Source organism: Gillisella vitis (genome assembly GCF_001541345.2).
GTDB classification, from domain to species: domain Bacteria; phylum Pseudomonadota; class Alphaproteobacteria; order Rhizobiales; family Rhizobiaceae; genus Allorhizobium; species Allorhizobium vitis.
The window spans coordinates 1-19,999 of sequence record NZ_LMVL02000012.1 but is presented as its reverse complement, the minus strand read 5'-3'; the positions used below and the strand labels follow the sequence as shown (position 1 = coordinate 19,999).

At 52.4% G+C, this 19,999-nt stretch carries 21 protein-coding genes and 1 tRNA gene; 11 read left to right on the top strand and 11 right to left on the bottom strand.

Going from position 1 to position 19,999, the window contains the following annotated elements:
* Nucleotides 1-504 precede the first annotated feature (504 nt).
* From ASB66_RS25090 to ASB66_RS25080, 3 genes are all read left to right on the top strand, one after another.
* Entirely contained in the window at nucleotides 505-1,830 is a 1,326-nt protein-coding gene (locus ASB66_RS25090) for a GGDEF domain-containing response regulator (RefSeq protein WP_060717896.1), read from the top strand.
* Between the two features lie 207 nt (nucleotides 1,831-2,037).
* Nucleotides 2,038-2,964, top strand: coding sequence for an ABC transporter ATP-binding protein (locus ASB66_RS25085; protein WP_060717871.1), 927 nt, complete (start codon nucleotides 2,038-2,040; stop codon nucleotides 2,962-2,964).
* The gene (locus ASB66_RS25080) at nucleotides 2,961-3,722 is read left to right on the top strand and encodes an ABC transporter permease (RefSeq protein WP_060717872.1); all 762 of its coding nucleotides are present in this window, start codon (nucleotides 2,961-2,963) and stop codon (nucleotides 3,720-3,722) included. Before ASB66_RS25085 ends, ASB66_RS25080 begins: the two co-directional genes overlap by 4 nt.
* A gap of 114 nt (nucleotides 3,723-3,836) precedes the next feature.
* Here ASB66_RS25080 and ASB66_RS25075 read toward each other — a convergent pair whose 3' ends face one another.
* Nucleotides 3,837-4,097 (bottom strand): hypothetical protein, encoded by a 261-nt coding sequence (locus tag ASB66_RS25075; RefSeq protein WP_070150477.1) that lies wholly within the window; start codon nucleotides 4,095-4,097, stop codon nucleotides 3,837-3,839.
* A 286-nt stretch (nucleotides 4,098-4,383) separates the two neighbouring features.
* Between ASB66_RS25075 and ASB66_RS25070 the strand changes: the two genes are divergently transcribed.
* Nucleotides 4,384-4,457: transfer RNA gene (locus ASB66_RS25070), tRNA-Cys, on the top strand.
* A gap of 164 nt (nucleotides 4,458-4,621) precedes the next feature.
* On the opposite strand, the gene ASB66_RS25065 is transcribed toward ASB66_RS25070, so the two are convergent.
* The 3 genes from ASB66_RS25065 to ASB66_RS25055 all read right to left on the bottom strand — a co-directional run bounded on the left by ASB66_RS25065 (nucleotide 4,622) and on the right by ASB66_RS25055 (nucleotide 6,636).
* Nucleotides 4,622-5,065: a hypothetical protein gene (locus ASB66_RS25065; protein ID WP_060717873.1), complete on the bottom strand. Its 444-nt coding sequence runs from the start codon at nucleotides 5,063-5,065 to the stop codon at nucleotides 4,622-4,624.
* Between the two features lie 156 nt (nucleotides 5,066-5,221).
* Nucleotides 5,222-6,346, bottom strand: coding sequence for a tyrosine-type recombinase/integrase (locus tag ASB66_RS25060; protein WP_158544239.1), 1,125 nt, complete (start codon nucleotides 6,344-6,346; stop codon nucleotides 5,222-5,224).
* Nucleotides 6,347-6,351: 5 nt separating this feature from the next.
* Nucleotides 6,352-6,636, bottom strand: coding sequence for a MerR family transcriptional regulator (locus tag ASB66_RS25055; RefSeq protein WP_060717875.1), 285 nt, complete (start codon nucleotides 6,634-6,636; stop codon nucleotides 6,352-6,354).
* Nucleotides 6,637-6,959: 323 nt separating this feature from the next.
* Between ASB66_RS25055 and ASB66_RS25050 the strand changes: the two genes are divergently transcribed.
* Together ASB66_RS25050 and ASB66_RS25045 are read left to right on the top strand one after the other, a co-directional pair.
* On the top strand, nucleotides 6,960-8,243 hold the full coding sequence (locus ASB66_RS25050; protein ID WP_081089011.1) for a helix-turn-helix domain-containing protein: 1,284 nt from the start codon (nucleotides 6,960-6,962) through the stop codon (nucleotides 8,241-8,243).
* Complete coding sequence (locus tag ASB66_RS25045) at nucleotides 8,230-8,886, top strand: transcription termination/antitermination NusG family protein (RefSeq protein ID WP_081089012.1); 657 nt, start codon at nucleotides 8,230-8,232, stop codon at nucleotides 8,884-8,886. The genes ASB66_RS25050 and ASB66_RS25045 overlap by 14 nt, the downstream gene beginning before the upstream one ends.
* Nucleotides 8,887-9,583: 697 nt before the next feature.
* Here the strand turns inward: ASB66_RS25045 and ASB66_RS25035 are convergent.
* The gene (locus tag ASB66_RS25035; protein WP_060717878.1) at nucleotides 9,584-11,413 is read right to left on the bottom strand and encodes a hypothetical protein; all 1,830 of its coding nucleotides are present in this window, start codon (nucleotides 11,411-11,413) and stop codon (nucleotides 9,584-9,586) included.
* Nucleotides 11,414-11,618: 205 nt separating this feature from the next.
* Between ASB66_RS25035 and ASB66_RS25030 the strand changes: the two genes are divergently transcribed.
* The 3 genes from ASB66_RS25030 to ASB66_RS25020 are packed head-to-tail and all read left to right on the top strand — an operon-like array spanning nucleotide 11,619 to nucleotide 14,188.
* The gene (locus tag ASB66_RS25030; protein WP_060717879.1) at nucleotides 11,619-12,086 is read left to right on the top strand and encodes a P27 family phage terminase small subunit; all 468 of its coding nucleotides are present in this window, start codon (nucleotides 11,619-11,621) and stop codon (nucleotides 12,084-12,086) included.
* Entirely contained in the window at nucleotides 12,070-13,896 is a 1,827-nt protein-coding gene (locus ASB66_RS25025) for a terminase large subunit (RefSeq protein ID WP_234613540.1), read from the top strand. Before ASB66_RS25030 ends, ASB66_RS25025 begins: the two co-directional genes overlap by 17 nt.
* Entirely contained in the window at nucleotides 13,778-14,188 is a 411-nt protein-coding gene (locus ASB66_RS25020; protein ID WP_060717880.1) for a hypothetical protein, read from the top strand. The genes ASB66_RS25025 and ASB66_RS25020 overlap by 119 nt, the downstream gene beginning before the upstream one ends.
* Nucleotides 14,189-14,232: 44 nt before the next feature.
* Here ASB66_RS25020 and ASB66_RS26390 read toward each other — a convergent pair whose 3' ends face one another.
* Both ASB66_RS26390 and ASB66_RS25015 read right to left on the bottom strand, forming a co-directional pair.
* Complete coding sequence (locus tag ASB66_RS26390) at nucleotides 14,233-14,400, bottom strand: Thivi_2564 family membrane protein (RefSeq protein ID WP_158544238.1); 168 nt, start codon at nucleotides 14,398-14,400, stop codon at nucleotides 14,233-14,235.
* Between the two features lie 147 nt (nucleotides 14,401-14,547).
* Nucleotides 14,548-14,946 (bottom strand): hypothetical protein, encoded by a 399-nt coding sequence (locus tag ASB66_RS25015; RefSeq protein ID WP_060717881.1) that lies wholly within the window; start codon nucleotides 14,944-14,946, stop codon nucleotides 14,548-14,550.
* 322 nt (nucleotides 14,947-15,268) lie between these two features.
* Here ASB66_RS25015 and ASB66_RS25010 point away from each other — a divergent pair, with 322 nt between their 5' ends.
* The gene (locus ASB66_RS25010) at nucleotides 15,269-15,448 is read left to right on the top strand and encodes a hypothetical protein (protein ID WP_060717882.1); all 180 of its coding nucleotides are present in this window, start codon (nucleotides 15,269-15,271) and stop codon (nucleotides 15,446-15,448) included.
* 484 nt (nucleotides 15,449-15,932) lie between these two features.
* Here ASB66_RS25010 and ASB66_RS25005 read toward each other — a convergent pair whose 3' ends face one another.
* Nucleotides 15,933-16,760: a hypothetical protein gene (locus ASB66_RS25005; RefSeq protein WP_060717883.1), complete on the bottom strand. Its 828-nt coding sequence runs from the start codon at nucleotides 16,758-16,760 to the stop codon at nucleotides 15,933-15,935.
* Nucleotides 16,761-17,112: 352 nt separating this feature from the next.
* Between ASB66_RS25005 and ASB66_RS25000 the strand changes: the two genes are divergently transcribed.
* Nucleotides 17,113-17,301 (top strand): hypothetical protein, encoded by a 189-nt coding sequence (locus ASB66_RS25000; RefSeq protein WP_060717884.1) that lies wholly within the window; start codon nucleotides 17,113-17,115, stop codon nucleotides 17,299-17,301.
* A gap of 56 nt (nucleotides 17,302-17,357) precedes the next feature.
* Here ASB66_RS25000 and ASB66_RS24995 read toward each other — a convergent pair whose 3' ends face one another.
* From ASB66_RS24995 to ASB66_RS26385, 3 genes are all read right to left on the bottom strand, one after another.
* Nucleotides 17,358-17,675, bottom strand: a complete 318-nt coding sequence (locus ASB66_RS24995) for a BrnA antitoxin family protein (RefSeq protein ID WP_060717885.1) — start codon at nucleotides 17,673-17,675, stop codon at nucleotides 17,358-17,360.
* Nucleotides 17,665-17,919 carry a BrnT family toxin gene (locus tag ASB66_RS24990; protein ID WP_060717886.1) on the bottom strand — a complete coding sequence of 85 codons (255 nt, stop codon included), beginning with the start codon at nucleotides 17,917-17,919 and terminating at the stop codon, nucleotides 17,665-17,667. The genes ASB66_RS24995 and ASB66_RS24990 overlap by 11 nt, the downstream gene beginning before the upstream one ends.
* Nucleotides 17,920-19,728: 1,809 nt before the next feature.
* Nucleotides 19,729-19,999: hypothetical protein (locus tag ASB66_RS26385; RefSeq protein WP_158544237.1), on the bottom strand; the 271-nt coding region annotated here is incomplete at its 5' end.

Here is a 19,999-nt window from a genome sequence, read left to right as displayed (position 1 = left end):
GGAGAATGCGTCCACCGTCCAGCCCTCAAAACATGATTAAGACCGGGCTTGGCTGATTAGACGCGACGGATGGCTGGTTTGATAAACCGAGCGTTGAGGGCGGTCCGCTAGAATGGACAGAAGTTAAAATGACGCGGAAATTTCTAACCCTTATATCGCGTCTTTGCATCAGAATGGCATTCTGAGAGTTGAACGTAATCGTATGAGTGTATGCACTCGGGCAAACACGGTTTTTTACACCTTCTTGCCCGCTGCTATCGGCCTGCTTGGTTTGCCGACCCTTTTCCTATCGGTGGCCTGAGAGTGCCACCTGTATTTTGATTTTCGCCGTGTGCTGCGGTGCCATCGATTTTTCTCCCCCAAATTTAGAGAATGCACGTTCGTGCTCCAAGGGAGCTCAGGCAGGGTGAAGGAGGCAGGAATGCCGCCGTCTGGAGAGGCGACAATCCTGGAGAAGGTATGGAGCAGCAAATGGTGTTTTGCGCGCAGTCAATCGCCACCGGGATGAGCGAAGCCTTTGGGGCAGCCGCAAAACTGCGGGTGTTGTTGATCGAGGATTCCCGGTCGATTTCCCGGCTTTTGCAGCATCGGATGATCACTTCCCTTGGGGTTGAGGTGATCTGTTGTCTCACCGCTGGGGAATGCCATGAGGTGTTATCGCAGGACAACTGCGATTTCGATGTCGCGATCGTCGATCTCAATCTGCCTGGGGCGATGGATGGCGAATTGCTGGACCGGGTCGTTGCTCTCGGCATTCCCGCCGTGGTGTTTACCGCCACCTTCAGTCTCGACTTGCGCGAGAAGATTGTGGCGCGTGGCGTGGCCGATTATATCGTCAAGGACAATGAGCGTGCCCTGGATATGGTGCTTGAATCGGTCGAGCGCCTGCTCGACAACCGGAATTTCAAGGTCCTGGTGGTCGATGATGTCGCCTATGCACGGCAAGGCCTGGTCGATATCCTGCTACTCCAGGGGTTCCAAGTATTTCAGGCCAGAACCGGCAGGCAGGCCCTTGATCTTCTGGCAGCGGAGAAAGACATTTCGCTTGTCCTGACCGACTACCATATGCCGGATATGGACGGCTACAATCTGACCCGATCGATCCGGCAAATCTATTCCAGTGACGATCTGCGGGTTATCGGTATTTCGTCCTCGGCGGATCGGCTGCTTTCGGCCAGTTTCCTGAAGGCTGGGGCCAGCGATTTCGTCTACCGTCCCTATGTCACCGAAGAATTGCAATGCCGGATCAACCTGCATGTGCGGGCGTTGTTACAGATCCGCCAATTGCGCACCGCCGCCTTCAAGGACTACCTGACAGGCCTTTTCAATAGGCGCTATTTTTTCAGTGAAGGACCATCTCTGATTGAGCAATGCCTGCTGAATGCGCGGCCCTGTAGTGTAGCGATCCTCGATGTCGATCATTTCAAGAAGCTGAATGATACCTATGGTCACGAAGCGGGCGACCGGGTGCTCAAACAGATTGCGGATCGCATGACAGTCTATGCCCATGGATCTCAGACGCTGCTGGGGCGGCTCGGCGGTGAGGAATTCGGGATTCTCTTGCCGGGATTTAACAACCAGCAGGCTGCGGCCTTTTGCGATGGATTGCGTGTCGATCTCTCACACAGACCGGTGATGCTGAACACCAGTAACGTGACGGTCACGGTTTCCATCGGGGTGGCGGAAGTGGGTGGGCGCGAAGTTTTCGACAACTATCTGCATGCGGCTGATCAATATCTCTATCTGGCCAAGCAATGCGGACGAAACCGTGTCTATTGCGACCATTCCGTTGCGCCTTCAAAGGCCGTATCGCTCCCCTCTGAAGCGTGACGTGACCATTTTCACGTGTGTGAATTTGTTCTTTTACAAAAGATTTCTCCTATAGCGGTGGCCGGTGCAAGGAGGCGTGCTATATAGGCGCCTCTGTTGCTCACAGTCCGTTTCCGGGAGTGGAGACCGGTGGGGCGCATGGGAAGGTCCGTGTTGTCGCATTGTCTCGACAGTCAAGGAGGCGGACGTTCAGGAATGTCTGCACGAATGGCGTCTATCGTATCGATCAAGTCCCTCACCAAGACCTATTCCACCGGTTTTTCGGCATTGAAGGATGTGTCGCTGGAGATCGAGGAGGGCGAGATCCTCGCTCTGCTCGGCCCCAATGGCGCGGGCAAGACCACGCTGATTTCCATCATATGCGGCATCGTCAATCCCACATCAGGAACGGTTGTTGTCGATGGTCATGACGTCGTTCAGGATTTTCGCCAGACCAGGGCGCTGATTGGCCTCGTGCCGCAGGAACTGACCACGGATCAGTTCGAGACCGTGTGGAATACCGTGGCCTTCTCGCGCGGTCTGCATGGGCGCAAGGCCGATCCAGCCTATCTTGAGGGAATATTGAAATCCCTGTCGCTCTGGGAAAAGCGCGATGCGGTGCTGCGGGAGCTCTCCGGCGGCATGAAGCGCCGGGTGCTGATTGCCAAGGCGCTGTCCCATGAACCGCGCGTGCTGTTTCTGGATGAACCGACGGCGGGGGTCGATGTCGCGCTCCGCCGCGATATGTGGAACCTGGTGCGCGATCTGCGCAGCCGGGGCGTCACCATCATTCTCACCACCCATTACATCGAGGAGGCCGAGGAGATCGCCGACCGGATCGGCATCATCAACCAGGGCGAGGTGCTGCTGGTGGAGGACAAGGTGGCGCTGATGCGCAAGCTTGGCCGCAAGCAGATGATCCTTGACTTGGCCGAGCCGTTGAAAAGCCTGCCGGGGCGGCTGGACGAATGGCGCCTCAGCCTCGCTGGCGAAGGTCGCCAGATCGTCTACGATTATGAGCCGCAGGCAACGCCCGGCGCCTTGATGGCGCTTTTGACGGCGTTGGAAACCTCCAGCATCGCTGTGGTCGACATCTCCACTAGGCAAACTTCGCTCGAGGATATTTTCGTTTCGCTGACCGGGGGGAAATCATGAATTATACCGCAGTCTGGGCTATCTACCGGGCCGAAATGCAGCGTATGCGCCGCACCCTGATGCAGAGCCTGATTTCTCCTGTCGTATCGACCGCGCTTTATTTCATCGTGTTCGGTGCGGCGATCGGCACGAAAATGCAGACCGGAACTGAGGTGGGCTATGGCGGGTTCATTACGCCGGGACTGATCATGCTGACGTTGATTTCGCAATGCATATCCAATGGTGCCAACGGCATCTATTTTCCCAAATTCACCGGCACCATTTATGAAATCCTCTCTGCGCCGATTGCCTTGGGCGAGGTCCTTTTGGGCTATGTCGGGGCAGCGACCACCAAGGGGATGATTGTCGGCCTGATCATTCTGGCCACATCGACACTGTTCGTCGATATCCGGGTGGATCATCCGGTCTTGATGCTGCTGTTCATGGCTTTAACGGCGATGTCCTTCAGTATGGCGGGTTTCATCATCGGCATATGGGCAAAGAATTTCGAACAACTGAGCATGGTGCCGATGCTGGTCATTCCGCCGCTGACCTTTCTGGGTGGGACATTCTACTCGATCAACGCTCTGCCGCCTGTCTGGCAGATGATCAGCCACTTAAACCCGGTATTCTACTTGGTGAGCGGCTTCCGCTGGAGCTTCTTCGGGGAGGCGGATATCAATCCACTGATCAGTCTGGCGATGATCGGCCTGTTCCTGACCCTCTGCCTTGCTGTACTGACGTGGATGTTCCGCACGGGTTACAAGCTGAAGGCCTAGAATTTTACTTGGGAAAAGCGGAGCCCGGCTTTCCTGAGGCAAAAGCACAAGGATGCTGTAACTCTCCGTATCCGCTGCATAGTTTTCTCCTTAAGCCGCAACTGGCTTAAGGAATTATGCAGTCGCCTCATGATCTGCCATTGGGATGGGCGGTATGGCGCCGCCGATGATATTCCTCATACAGTTCACCTCCTCGATGGGTATCCATCCTCTCGTATAGCCAAGACTGATTGCATTCGACGCAATTGCCAATTGCTGACGCAAATGATGCACATCGTCCAAGAGCGTGGCAATGGCGGCTCTTGCATCGCCGTCATGCCATTCAATAAGATGAGCAATCCGGTCGGCTTCTGGCGATTCAGGCTTTGAACACATATCGAAGATCTCCTGTGAAAGCAGACTTTCAGCGTATCGGAACGCCATATCGTTCTTGTTATGTTCTTGCCTGTAAGGAGTCAAGGATGATGTGTGGCTCCATCGTTTCTGCACAGAGCATACCGAACTGGAGACAAATTTTAGACTTTCCGTCTCATCATTTCCGCGAAATCCGGCTCGAATATAATTTCAGAAATTTTAGAACGGGGTTTTTCGGAAATTCCTCTTGCGCTTCTTTTCGATCCGTTCTAAATGCCCGTCACCACACGCTTTTAAGTTATGGAATGGCCTCGTGGCGGAGTGGTTACGCAGAGGACTGCAAATCCTTGCACCCCGGTTCGATTCCGGGCGAGGCCTCCATTACCTTCTTTCTAGATTTATTAAGTGTTTGATTTTGCGCCTCGTTTTCTTGAGTGTGGCAACTTGTTTGTCATTTGTTCCGCCACGTTATTTTGTCGGTGTGGCAATGTGGTCCTGATTTAGCGCCTCCTGCGCAGTCTCGCTTTCCTTGAGTCTGCGAGAACTTATTTCGTCTGTCGGCCAAACCAGAAGCCGAGTACGGTAGTCAATGCCGCGCTTAGAGCTTTTGTCTGGTCCGTCTGTTCAGTTTCTGTGAACGTTAGAAAGACGAAGGCCCCAACGAGAAAGAAGGTCAATAGTGCCGTTACCACGTCCGGTGAGGCGATTTTAGATATGATTTCTGCTGGCTTTGATCCTTCCCGCAACGCCATGGCGTAATCTTGAAACACGAATCCGCGTCCGTTTCGAACTAAGATAAAGTACTCGCTAGCGTGCTTTTCTTTTGAGGCGCCGACCGCGGGGTATTTAACTTCAGCTAAAACCATTGTTCCGCCGCCAAAATCGTGTATTTCGTCAAAAAAGTTGACGTCTTCCACTTTCGGATCGTATTTTTTTAGATATTCCATTGCAATTTTACCGGCTGCAGTCAATTGAGAGGCGTCTGTCATTGTTTATCCCCTATTTTTTTGAAAACGAGAATATATGTATTATTCTCGTATTGATTTTCTAATTTTCCTGTCTGTATATTATTGGATAACTTTTTTTAGTCTACTGATTCTGATTAGTCACGATACACAACATTTTTTAAACAGTGTGCGCGAGTTTTATTCGCTTTTCCCTTGTTTCTGCTCTAGCAACTGTGGGCCAATTCCATCCCAGTTGATCCGCTCTACGGTCTGGCGAGCAAGTCGAGAGCGCTCCGCGTCGCGGGTATAGATTTTTGATGTCTTGCTGTCGCGCCAGCCGAACATTGCTTCTAACATGCTGTCGGTCGCTTCGTTGTGTGCAACGTCTGTCGCCAGGCCTTTGCGAACAGAATGGGAGGTCAAGTGCGGCATGCCCGCCTGCGACCACCAATCTGAGATCCTGTTTCCCAGACCCTTTACGCTAAACGGCTTTCCGAATTCCGTCACCAGATAGGTGGGGCCTGTTGTCTTGTGTGTTGCCAGGACGGCTTCGAGGATCGGATGAATGGTGATGTTGATATCTACTGGCGTCCTGTTGCGGTTTTTGAACAGCCGAAACCGGAAGGCGTCTTTTTGTCGATGAGTCGGCCCAAGCGCGGCGAGATCGGAGACGCGCAAGCCCGTATACATTTGGATAGCGAGATAGAGTGTCGCTTTTGACCCGGTGCCATGGTGTGCGATGAAGCGCTCCAGGTCGCCGGGTGTTGCCGTTTGGTGGCCATCGGTCTGAGCGCGAAACGGCTTCACCATACGCGCGATATTGGCCGTGATCGGTTTTCCGTTCTGGGTGGTGTCAAACACCTGCCGAAGCACTTTCAGCCTCTCATCTGCCGCAAACGGCGTTTCCTTCTTGCGATCTCGCAGAACCTCTAGATTGCTGACGTCCATGTGCTGGAGGGGCATGTCTGCGAAAGTGCGTTCGTCGCCTGCTTTCAAGGGTTCGTGCCACATGGCTTCGATGATGTGCCGGCGCCTCGTCTGCGTGGTGTTGTCCAAGGTCGTGAATTCATGGCTGCGCATGTATTCCATGCAGAGCCATCGGAACGTACCGGGCTTCACAAGGCGAGAAATCGGTTTTGGTCCTGTATCCTCCTCTGGAGGGCGAGCGGCGTTCCTTGCCTTCCAGTAGGCCTTTGCGAAGGCTTCTGACTCGATGTCATCGGGCAGGCGGCAGATGCGCTTGCCAGCGATGCGCAGGTAATAGCGCATGGAACCGTGACGGGTCTTGTTTCTCTCGATGTAGGGCAATTCGATATTGGTCATGTCCATCACACAGATGCCCGCCATTCATCGGCGTTACTGTCTTTCTTTGTCAAAGGGTTGCTGTCTTCCGGCCAGTCCAACATTGCGATGGCAATTTCCTGCACCAGCCAAACCTTGCGGCTGTGCCAACGGCGTGGCGGTGGCAAGAAGCCCTCGGTCACCATCAGATCTACAGTGCCGACACTGACGCCAATGGCGGCAGCTACTTCCACGCGGTTAAGGCCGAGTCGAGGGACGCTGGCGATAGGCGAAAAAGGCGGGCCTGAACGAATTTGTTCGGTCTTTATCATTTCCGGCGTTCCCTTCTATCTCGCTCTGCACGGGCGGAGGCAAGCATAGAAAGGTCGGGAAGGGTGATGCGGCTGCCATCATCCTTGATTGTGACGTGGGTGCGAATAAATGGAAATTGTTCTTGTAGCACGCTCCTACTGGTGTTGAGTGCTGGCTTTTTAGCCGGTGGGCTGGGCCGTTGCGGCGTCTCGTGTACTTCGTTTGGGAGGAACCACTTTCCCTTGTGATCGTGGCTGCAGGGCTGCTGGCGCGATAGCGTGTTGCTGACCATTGGTGCGGCTAGAGCGGCGATGCTGGACGTGGCGCGAAAAGGCGGTGCGGCATGATGGAGCCTGATCACGGAGCAACCTCGCGGGCATGGTCCTGGCGTCATGCCGTTGCCAAATCTGGCCTTCCGCCGATCACGCGGCTGGTGCTGCATACGCTCGGCCTGAAGATGGATGCCACGGGTGGTTCCTGCTATCCACCCGTCTCAGAACTGGTCGAGCTGTCCGGCCTTGATAAGAAAACAATCCTGAAGCACCTCGACGTTGCCGAACAGGCGGGCTGGATCGAAGTCACCCAGCACGGCTTTCGCGGTCAAAAATGGAAGCGAAACGAGTATATCGCCCGCTGGCCGGGCCGCGATCTTGCTGGCCATTCTGCTGTGGGTTCTGTCGCAAATGCGCAAGCTGGTGGAGGAGATACACCACCTTTTGAGGGCGAGATTTTGCCGGAAGGTGGTGGAGCAGCTCCACCGCCTTACGCAGAAAAGGTGGTGGAAATGGCGCCCGAAGGTGGTGGAAATGGTTCCACAAAGGTGGTGGAGCAGCTCCACCAAGATAAGATTCTTCCAGCTAACTCTCCAAACAACTCTCCCACCGCAGGCGCGGGGCGGGGGGAATTTTCGAGAGAGGAATTGCGAAAGATCGATCTCGCCTTCAAGCGCTGGTATCCGACGTGGCCGAATTACGACAAGAGCAGCGACACGGCAGCGAGGAAGGCGTGGTTTGCCCTGACGGCTGATCAGCGAGCGGCCTGCATCGAGAAAACACCGGCCTACATCCAGTGGATCGGCAAAGGCACGTTCACCTTCGCCGCTGTGTTCCTGCGAGACCGGGCTTGGGAAAAAATGCCTGAGGTTGCCCAGGCGGTCCAAACCCACGCTACGGCCAAGGTTTGCGGCAAGCTCTGGATGGGCAGACGCTTGGAAACGTTGCTTTGCGAGCCGACGGGCCAGTTCGTGTTCACGGCGTTTGATAATCGGCGGCTGGCCTCTGGCACGATCAGCCGAGAAGCCCTGGTGTGGGAAAAGCGTCGTGAACACGGCTGGCCGCTGGTGAGCCGGATGCGCGACCTTGCTCGGCGCAATGAGCCGTTCGTCACCTCGGTGGACCTGCTGCCGCTGGTCTCTGACTTCGAAAAAGTCGAAAGCAGCAGTACGCTGTTTGCGGCCTGGAAGCGCCTGCATGAACGCCGTGGCTGGATGTTCGTCGAGGGCCTACGTGACTGGAACTATTTCCCGCCCATTGACCCCGATCAGCCCGATCTCGACGCGGCGGTCGAGGCGGCACTCGACCATTTCCAAACCAGCTTGAGCGAGGGACGCACCCATGATGCAGAATAACGGGAAACTTCTGGATGGCGTCTCGGGCGAGGGGCTTTCACGCTTGGCTTACATCAACGCTATCGAGGCCAAGCGCCAGCGACAGGTTGCCATGGCCCGGCGCGACCGGCCTGAGTTCGAGCGCCTAGCCCGGTGGGTGGTGGCGAGCTGCAAGAGCGACATGGAAGAGGCGATCCGCGATTCGCTCGAACAGCAGGAAATCGAGTGCTGGTGCCCCTTCGAGCGGTTGAGATTACCTCCCAGACGCGGCAAGCAAGCTGTGGATATCCAGCGGGCGCTGTTTCGAGGCTACCTGTTCGTGCAGGTCATTCCCAACAATGAAGCCTTCGTCGGTCTCATGCTTGCATCGAAGCTTCGTGGGCTGATGGGCACGGATGGCAAGCCGCATCTGATGCCCGAACCATTGATGCGCCAACTGATGCTGTCTGCCAAGAAAGCGGAAAGAAAACATATGGATGGGCGTGACGTTCCACCGATGCCGGATGTGCTGGGCAAGCAGGTGACGATCCGCTCTGGCCCGTTTGCCGACTTCGTGGTGACAGTGCGCAAGGTGCTGTCGAAGCGTGGCCAGGTGGTCGTTGACGTGCCGATGTTCGGCGGTATGAGCGAAATCACGATGGGGATTGACTTCATTTCGGCCTGAGATTATCGCTTGAAACGTGGAGAGGCGAACAGCGCCTTTCCAACCGAGATGACCGGGGCGTATGATGCTCCCAAGGGATTGATGTTCTCCCCCGGCCTCGCTCTGATCCAAGCCAATAGGTGATGCGATTCAGGGCCAGTGCGTGAGCTATGACCAGATAAACGATGACAAGGCGGCCTATGGGTCGCCTTTTTGCGTTCTAGGATATGGCGATAGATCAGAGATCAGATGAGGCCAAGGGCTGGCGCTCTTGGTACTACACTACTAGGTGGCGAGCCATCCGGGCAATCCAGCTGAAGCGGGAACCCTATTGCCGCATGTGCCGGCAGCAAGGGAGGCTCAAGAAGGGCTTCATCTGCGATCACATTGAACGTCATAGCGGCAATGCGGAGAAGTTCTGGAACGGACCTTTCCAGACCTTGTGCAAGAAGCATCACGACGCGACCAAACAGCGGGAAGAACATCGCGGCTTCTCGACAGCCATTGGCGCGAATGGCTGGCCCACCGATCCCAGACACCCGGCGAACCGGACGTGACCCCTCGGACGATGGTCGAGGGCAGGGGGTGGGTCAGCCTTGAACCCGATCCGCCTCCCGCACCGGCGTTGGTCATTTCTGTGTAGCGAGCGGAAATTGGAGGGAAAAAGCCAAAGGGATAATCGACTATCCATAAAGGATGGTGCTTGGTCCAAATCCAATCATGGCTGACAGAATACATATCCGATAGCGCCAACTTCAGCACAAGCAGAGAAAAATGATGTGAGGAGCCAGTAAAGTTGAACGAAGTGAGCGCTAGGGCGCTTACTGCTATCGTTTTTTATATCTTGAAATTCTTTTTCTACAGCTTTGCGGCTTAAAGAGGATGTCACTATCGCGACCCTTCTGACTAAGTCAGGCGAGTAGCGTAAACTCAGGATGTCATTCTCGATCTTTGCTCTGGTACCACCACGCATTAAACGATCGATTTTTGTGGTTTTTTTATTGCTCTTGTACGGATTATTTTCCCAATTGTCAAATTTGCTGCTAAGCGCCTCTTGGGCAAGAGTGAGGCGGCCGAGGTTTTTTTCTGCTTGGCTCACGCTTATATGAAACGATGACGCTCCCAGTGATAGAGCGCCGTGTTTGGCGTGGTAAAATGTTACAGTAGATGGTTTGCTTTGGGTGTTCAGTCCGATAAAATCTGCCCATTCGTCGCCTAAATCGTCACAAATAAGCACGTCATCCTGTCCGGCAATTACCTTTTCGAGTTGACTAAATACAGAATTCGACGAGAAGCTACGTTGATTTTTTTTAAATTTTCCCTTTTCACTTGAGGCACTCGCCAAGCAATCATATGGAATTAAGTGGCTTAAGAAGAACAGACCACCGTCTCGTATGGCTGAATCTTCGAACAAATTTCCATTGATGTAGGCTAGGTTAATCGTGTCAAAGAGAATGATGAACAGGTTCTCGCTGTCTAGATATATTTTGAGAGACAAGCGATTTTTCCCGTGATCAATATCATCAGCTGAGGCGACGTAAATCCCTTTTGTTTCTTGAAGAGCGAAAGTCGATAAACCAATGCGGTCTTTTCCCCACCTGAGAGTACCTACTTTAGAATTGTCAGTTAAATTGAGGATATTGAGTGAGTCACGCGATCCGGCGACCTTAAATTCTCCGTCAAGTATCTGTAATATTTTTCGGCATTCAGTTTCGTTGAGCTCCCGAAATTGGCCCTTTAGATCTTTCTTGACTAGTTTAATCGTAGAATATTCAGAGAAAATTCGATCCGTTAATTCGGCAACGTCTATTGCAAAATTCGTAGGCTTAGCCGTAAGTGGAATAGAGGTAAGGCTTACCGGGCGGGCAAAGTTTTCAATAAACGGAGATAATGCTCCAGTACTAACTTCCAGCTCGGCCATTACATCGACAGACCAACTTATAGCAGTCTTGAATCCAGAGCGATCAGTACTGAGTGATATGCGTCCTGTCGATGGTGTCGCTGTATAGCGTTGAGTTCCGCGTCGAAGTCGGTATCGTTGTCCTACATAACGGCTAGCACCCGCCATTGGCATAGCATTCTCTAAATCGTCCGCTTCCATTGTCTTCTTTCGAAGTACTCGGTTGGAGGTAGACATTGATCGCAACTGCATAGACTCGAATTTGGAACCTGCCTTAGCAATTGCTGCATTAACCGCATTGTTAGCGACTGGTTTTAGCCAATCTTTTTTGATGTTAAGAGACAATTTAAGTCCAATGCTGTGGACCGCTACATGATTTTGATGCTCGACAATAAGCATGTAACCGTGAATTCTATCTACAACGCCTGCATCCTTGTTGAGGAACGCCGTAGGCCGATCATATGCGAAGCAGATGGTAGAGTATCTTACCTCGCCATGCATCTTTCGGATTTCTTTAAAAAGAGGTGTCATCGCATTTTGAGCATCTCTTTGAAGTTCTGCGAACCAGTTTTCCACCGCACTATCTGTGAGAGCCTTTTTACGCTCAAAAAAATAAGCAGAGCAGCCAATCAGTAAATTTTCAATCATGATACACCCCCAATTTAAATACTATCTTTGCGGGAAATGAATTTCAAATGAAATCGCTTATCTAGATTGTCGATAAGCTCGATATCGCCCGGGGAAGGCATCGCATTCTTAACGAAACATTTAAGATGCAGAGAAACGCTAAAAGGACCACTAGCATTACGCTTTAAACTGTAGCTTTCTTGCTAGTTAATAATGGGAGTGCACCATGAAAGGCCGCAAGCCCTCCTCCGAAAACGTCGTGCCCCTTAAAACCGAGGACGGCCCGGGCGCGAACTTCGAGGCGCGGGCGGCGGCCAAGGCGCGGGAGCTGCGGCCGGATGACCTGCCGTTTGACGTGCGGGCCATCTGGGACCGGATCGCACCGCCGCTGTGTGATCCCCGGAAGAACCGGCTGAATGAAGTCAACGTCTACATGTTCGAACAGCTTTGCTGGACGATAGCCCGCCATGAGCGGTTGCGGCTTGATGTGCGGGAAGGCGGGGAAACCTATGAGAGCCAGACGCGCAACGGCACCCAGTTGAAGAGCCGCCCGGAAGTCAGCCAGTTGAATGAGACGTGGCGGCAGATCCGGGCGCTGGCGAGTGATTTTGGCATGACACCGTCTGCCGAACGCGGCTTGCAGGCGACCGGCCAGCTAGGATTTGAGTTCCCGACCGATGATGGATTCGATTGATGTCGAGATCCCGGATGTCAGCTATGACGACGATCCGGTGACCGCCTGGGCGGCGGATGTGATGCGTGGCGATATCATTGCCGGTCCTCATGTTCGCAATGCCTGCCGCCGTCACCTGCGCGATTTGATCGACGGCCCGGCCCGTGGCCTGGTCTGGGATCTGGAGACATCGAACAAGCGGATCAAGTGGTTCGGCGCTAAGCTGCGCCTGAATGGCGGGCAATTCGAGGGGCGGCGGTTTCGGCTGCATCCGAGCCAAGCCTTCCGGGTCGGTTCGCTGTTCGGCTGGAAATGGGCCGATACCGGCTTGCGGCGGTTCCGGCGCTTCTATGACGAAGAGGGCAAGGGCAACGGCAAATCGCCATTGCTGGCAGGCATTGGCATCTGCATGATGGTGGCCGATGGCGAACCCCGTGCCGAGATCTATGCGGCGGCGGCCAAAAAAGACCAGGCGCAGGTGCTGTTTCGTGATGCGGTTGCCATGCGCGACCAGTCGCCAGAGCTTATGCAACGGATCACGACATCAGGCGAGAACCCGGTCTGGCAGCTTACTTACATTAGCAAGGGCGGCGACAAGCGGTTCTTCAAACCGATCTCAGCCGATAAGGCGCAATCGGGTCCGCGTCCGTCCTGTGCTCTGTGTGATGAGGTGCATGAACATCCCAACCGCGATGTCATCGAAATGCTGGAGCGCGGTTTTAAATTCCGCAAACAGCCGTTGCTGGTGATGGCAACCAATTCCGGGTCGGACCGCAAATCGATCTGCTGGGAAGAGCATCAGCATGCGGTCAACGTCGCGGCGGGCATCGTCCAAGACGATACCACATTCGCCTTTGTCTGCTCGCTCGATGAGGGCGATGATTGGGAGAATGATCCGTCCTGCTGGGTGAAGGCAAACCCGCTGCTGGATGTGACGATCACCACGGACTATCTGCATGGGGTCGTTGACCAGGCGCGGATGATGCCGGGCAAACGAAACGGCATTGCTCGGCTGCACTTTTGCGAATGGACGCAATCGGTCAATGCGGCGATCAAGCGTGAAGCCTGGATGGCCTGCCAGAAGGATCTCGATCTTGACTGGCTGATCGCCGAGGGCTTTCCCTGCTATGGCGGCCTCGACCTGTCGCGCACCCGGGACTTTACCGCGCTGACCCTGATCTGGGTGCTTGACAGTACCAAGGATGCCGAACGGTTTGCGTCAAAGACCTGGTTCTGGACGCCTGCCGATACGCTGGAAGATAGGGCCAATACCGACCAGGCGCCCTATGATCTCTGGCGCGACCAGGGCTTTATCGAGGCGGTACCCGGCCAGCGGCTCAAATATCCCTGGCTGGCAGAAGCCTTGGCCGAGATCTGCGCAAAGTTCGAACCGACAGAGATTGGCGCCGACCAGTATACGCTCGTCGCTGTTCGGCGGTGCGCTCACGCAAAATCAGGTGAATGGTATCACGGCCATTCTCGACGCATGGCAGGCCAGCACGATGACCGATCTGCGGTGGCTGGCTTACATGTTCGCGACGGCCTTCGGCCAGCATCATGGCTGATTGCGATGCGCCTGTGTTTATTCCTGCTGGCACAGATCGAACAGCTGAATATCGGCTCTGGGGACAGGACCGAAAGGCGCTTGCCGATTGCCGCGCCACAAATGCCGCGAAGGCCGACACCATCAATGCACTGCAAGGGGGCGGGACGTGACGGACGAACCAGCGGCAAAGCCGCCGAAATACAATATCAACACCTGGATCAATCTCACGACGCTGGTCAGCATCATTGCAGGCGGCGGCTATGCCTGGGCGCAAACCAACAGTGACATTGACGAGTTAAAGCGCTGGCGGGTTGCCGTTGAAGGTCGCCTGGGTAATTCCGATGGCAAAATCGAGGAGCGCTTCAAAGTCAACGAGGTTGAGCTGCGCAAGCTGGATAATCTATCCTACCGCGTCACAGTTGCCGAACAATCTGCCACCTCGATCTCACAGGCCATCAAGGAACTGCAAATAACGGCCAGCGGGCAAAGCGGCGATCTGCGGGTTATGCGGGAAATCTTACAGCGGATCGAGGCGGCGCAACGCGGCGTTCCGCCTCTGCCATCCTATGGGCGATGAGCAAGCAAAAAACCCCGGCAGCATCCTGACGGGGTTTTTGTAAATTAGAACACGGCAATGTACTTCAGCAGCGAAAGGATACCGATGATGATTACGACGAGACGGGCTATCTGTTTTGCCCGGCCATCAATCGGCAGCATGCCAATGAGATAGAGAATCAGCACGATCACTAGGAAGGTGATCAGGGTGCTTATGAGAATTGAAGTACCCAAAGCCCCACTCCTTAAAGACGCTTGATTGCGCCGTGCGGTGGAACATAATGCTGTTATTTCAAAAGGAAAGGGGATGGGGCTCGCAAAATAGCAACCCCACCTTTGTGTAGATTTAAACGATAGACCATTGGCGACGCAATCGCTGCGTTAGGGTGCCTTGGGAGTCGGCTTACTTCCGGCAACTGGTTTGGTTGGAATTTTTTCGGCCGGAGGAGCGTTGCAGCCCTTGCTTCGCATGGCCGATTCCATAGCGTTTATCTTGCCCTTGGTGACTGCAACTTGCCCTTCTTTGTCCCCGCCGAAGGTGCTTGATACGGGTACGCCGAGAAGGAATACGCCGAGAGCATCGCCATTTGCAGCATCATTTTGTTGTTTCGATATAGCAGCGAGATGGCCCTGCTCTTTCACCATTTCCTGGGCAATCGCCTGACAGTCCATGTTCGTATAGGCGGCCATCGGAATGTCTACAGGAACAATTGCATCAGGCCGTTTTGCACAGCTAGAAATGGCCGCCAAAGCGACCAAGGCAACATATTGAACTCTCATGGCAGCCCCCTAATTTAATCCCCGTGTATGAGTAATCACTTATCGCGGATAAGTGGAAGGGGCGGCGTGGGGTTTTCCCGGTTTGTGTAGGGCTTGAAGATCACAACATGTGCTTTTGCCGGATTAGGTACGATAATAATTTTTCAGAAACAACCTAGAAATACATATTGAATTTAAATTGCAATTTTTAAGAAGTATATTGCCGTGTATCCTGATGCGGTGTGACTAAGTTCAATTAGTATGTGACCAATACCACTATTGATTTAGGGATGTTTTCATCAATCGTTTTGTTATCCTTCGACCATTGGTTGGGGATATAAATATGAACAAAATTATTGCTGAGCATTTGAACGTGGCAAAACTGTTGGCGGAAAAGGAGGGTGAAATATTCCTAACGTACCTGATAAGTATGGCTCAAATGGAAAACGATCCAGGCGAACGATTGCGGGAAACAAAAATTTGCGAGGCTCGGAAGACCTTGAATTTGTCGCTGCCGAGTTAAGAAGGGTTCTGGCCATCGCCGAGGCAGAGGGCAAAGCGATGCTGGCCTATCTCTTGTCTCGGGCAATTGAAGAGGCCGACCGCGAGTTAAAAGATCGAGCAGCGCCTCGCTCCGAAACTTAGAAAAAGGCCGGGAGATCAATCTTCCGGCCTTTTTTTATAGCACCTGGCAACGGGTGGGTGCGGTCTTGCGACTCTGGGAATAGGTGAGTCTATACCATTCCCTTGCGCATCGCTCATGTGTCTATGGAGAGGTATCAATTTCCGTTGAGAGGCACACCTGTCATTCCAATTCGTAACAGACTGTATCTTCGTTGGTCCCAGGGTCTCTGAAGCAAATGACCCTCTTTCCAAAAAGCGTTTTTATATGTCCGTTGATACCTTTTGTTGCAAGGTCTTTCATTATTTCCTTATTGGTCATCTTACTCCAACCCATCGCCTTCACTTCCTTCTCGGACATTGAATGTGACATATTGTATTCCTTTTCAGCGTGTGTTAGCGATTGCGGCGGCTATACCTGCACCAAGAGTATTCGATTGTAGAAGGTCTCTTGCCGGTTGCTTTAGAGTCCGGTTTTCTCCCTTACCTTCTGTTGGCCCCATGGTAATGGTGAGGGTCTGGATGCGACCGCGCTTGAAATCAAACACCGAACTTTGCCCGGTGTTGTTCGAAATGTCGACAAGCTTCCATGATGGGTTTGCTGAACCGTTTGATATTATCTCATACTTAATCTCGTGTGAGATAGCATCGGCTCTAGTATTCTTTTTATAGGAAATAATATTCGTTTCCTGCGGAAATAAGGCGATCTCTAGCCATTGTTCGATCTTGAGATCGCTCGTCACAAAGAGATCACCCTTCCAAGTTCGGGGTGGAATGCAGATGAGATCTATTGTGTTGTGGTCGACAAGTTCATTGAAATAGAATGTCGTACTGAGTTTGTCGGTTCGAGTGGCCTCCGATGACAGGCCAGCTCCCAGACCGCCAGTGAACGTCTCAGTGGTCGACCTCAAATTTATCAGGTTAAGGCTCGGATTAATCGCCGATCTCTCATTTATGGTAAATTGCATTGAGACTGCGGCGGCCCAGTTTTCCAGCCACTCGTATTTTCGTTTACTGTGCTCCAGCTTTCGGTCTGCAACCAGTTTTTTTGAAACTGCGCGACCTAATTCACATTTAACCTGGCCAGCAATCGCGTTGACCTTGAACGCCGCGTCGGCTGGCCCTCCCCAAAACTCTTGAATTTCAGGTACTGCCATGCCGCAAGAAGATAAGCCAAACAAAAAAGACACGAAAATCCAAGATGCGGTTTTCATTGTTTCGGCCCCCCGGCCCAATAGGCCGGGCTAAGTTAAGTCTTCTTCGGCCATGACATATTTTTGCCATAATTTGGGCCTGGACGTCAATTTGTGAGTTAGATATTTATGTATAATTAATAACTTTATCCGGTGGGAAGATGTAACTTTTTTTGGGTGGTTACTTTCAGAAATAGAAATAGCCATTGCTTCGGCTCGAAGTTGGTCTTGACTGGATGTTTAGTGCCCATACTGAACAAAGTTTATCGGTCTCTATGACCGACCCGGCCCCTGTTTTACCTCGATCCGCATCAATTTCCGAAACAAGGGCGACTACGGCAGGGATGCCTTCAATCGCCAGCGCTTTACCGAAATGGCCGAACACCTGAAGACGGTCAAAGGCCGGTTTCTGATCTCCCTCAATGACTGCGAGGGTGTCCGCGAAGTGTTCAAGGATTTCCAGTTCGCGACGGTTGAGCCGACCTTATATGGTGCGGGGTTGCATGGGAAAGATGTCGGGGTGGTGGTTGTTATGGGTGGGAAGGATCTGCCTCTTGCATAGATAGGAAAGATAAATGGCCGGGACATATCGCGGCCATCGCTCAAATAGAAAAGGCTTTAGATGCCGGACGCCTTGCGCAAGGCTTCTTTCATCTTGCCGCGCCAGTCTTTGCCGGATGCCTTGAAAGCTTCCAGCACATCCGGTTCCAGCCGCAACGTGACAGGCACCAAGGGCTTTTCCACTTTGGGGCGTCCACGGGTTTTGCGGGCTTCAGCCAGCCCTTCAAAGAATGAGGCTGGAAGGACCTCCTTTGCAGGCCGCATATTGGCAATTTCTTCGACCGTCAGCTCAGAACTATCAACTGCTTCCCAATCCTCTTGCGTATAGCCATTGCCCGGCTCGAAGTTAGTCTTGGTTGGATGTTTAGTGCCCATGCAGAGCCTTCCTTTCTTTGGAGCTGGCGGGACGAAAGCTGATGATTGACATTGCTTCCGTGCCAAGCGTGGCGAAAATCACCACAGCAGTTCCGTCCGCATAGTAACCAATAGCTTTCATGCGCCTAGAATGGCTTGCATCGATAATCGCTGTTTCCCATCTGAAATCGACCACGTTTGCAAAATCAAAGCCGTGCTTGTGTAGATTGGCCAATCGCTTCGGCTCATCCCAAATTATCTTCATGGCTTTTCCGTACACGTAAAATCATGAATGGGCAAGAATAAAAGTACACGAAAAATAGTGCCGCCGAATGCCTTGGCACATAATTCTGACGGTCCCTAAATGCCGCCACACGCATTGATCGTTTTTAAGTCAAGCAGGATTCGGCGATGTCCGTTTACGGCTTTGACTAGTGTGGCCGGGTGTGGCAAGCGGCATTGATTTTTCACGGAAAAATTTTCCCGGAAAGTGTGGCCCGATGACCGGTAAAATCTTAAATTAATGGAGGTTCTGGCCTTCCGGGCGAGGCCTCCATTCCCTTCTTCTCCCATATATAAATATTTGATTTTCCGCCGTTATTTTTGACGTGCGGCAATTGGTTTGTTTCCTGTTCCGCCAAACGTTTTTGAACGTGCGGCAGATTTAGTTCCCAAGTGAATAAATCGATGGCTTCCCAATAGTTTCTGTCAATCGCTCAAAACGCTTGGTGTCGATTACGATTCCGACCGCTGCGCGCTGAAATGTAGGAAAAGGCTCGTTGGTAGTACGAGCGCCTCTTTGGGGTTCAAAGAGATGATGCCGATTCCAGGCGAGATTAGGCGCATTTGCAGGATGAGAACCGGTATTTCACCAGGTCTCCTCTGCGGATCAAGTATATTTTTCATGTAAAGACTCGATTTATCAGCTCGAGTGAGGCGTTTTGTCAGGATTGTTTTGTTAAGTTTTGTAAAAGCTATGTAATTAAAAATTGAATGAAAATAGTAATTCAATTTTGAATTGAAATACTCGAGCTTATCTCGCCAAGAGGGTTGAAATGAAAAATGCAATAAATTCATTATTTAAGTTTGAGAAGAGGCATTTTGATTTTCAAAAATTGATCTATGCACCTCGGGCTTTTTTTATAATGTTTTTATTAATAATTTCGTTCGCCGTCTACACATTTTCGTCGTTGCAATTCACTTTCGACAATTTTCTTAAAGTCATATTCTTTTCGCTATTTATTCAATTTTTTTATTTTACGTTAATTGTCTGTGCTGTGATGCAGAAAGTGAAGGATTCGAGTCCAAAGGATGACGTGAAGTTTAAAGCGCGAAGGATTCTTGATCATAAAACCGATAACGGTTTGTCATAGGAAGTGAAGTTGATTGAATGGAAGCCGCTTCTGGATGAGGCGGCTGCGGAGGTAACTGGGGGACGTCTAAGCCCCGCCCGCCCTTCCTTGCAACATAAAACACAGCGTCCCCACATGATAAAGCGGCCTTGACCTCCGATCTCACGGTACTCATCCTCCAGCATGGCCGGTATGGCTTTCGTAGCATCACTGCGATGCTGCATCAGGCGGTTTGGATCGTGAGTATCAACTGTCGGCGAGAAGCAATCGGATTTCACAAGGCGTGTGGATTGGTGGTGTTCAAGTGCTGTAACAAACCATCTGTCCGCGTATCTGTTGGGACCGGCGACTGTTCAAATCAGCGCTGGCATGTAACAATGGCGTATGACGCACGGTGATCTCCACTATATCTTGCAGACGCTTTACGATGCCGGAGGCCGAGACGTGAATGCGAAGGATTTGCCTTGGTCGACAGGGATGACGCCTGCGATCCTGCAAGCATTGAACATGCTTTATATGACGCGGTCGGAGCGGGGAGACGATAAGCTGTTTTCGCTGACGAGGTCAGGCTATGGAGCCATAGGGCAGGAGCCGCCGGTGCTATTTCCGTTTTTGCGAAAATTATTTCGATAGAGCGATTTATACTATCGCATGTCGCGTTCGACTGAAAGATAACGTCCATGCACCACAAGACGGACTGGCATTTTCAATGACCGTCCGTCTTAAATTTCGGCATCCTGGTGTTCGAATTGCCAGGTCAGCATTTGTGATCCGTGGCGCAGCGTCATGATGGCCGGGTTTGCTGTTGCCTCGTCAGGAGCGCCGATCAGCAGAGGCCAGCGGCGCAGGAAGCGGATGAGCATGCCTTCGCCACAATCGTTGACGGACAGAATGATGTCACCGACATATTTCTCTTTCGGCTCATCACCAAATACTGCGGCAAGAGATGCTGTCAGCCGATAGTGATTGGAGAAAATTATATGCATGTATTGT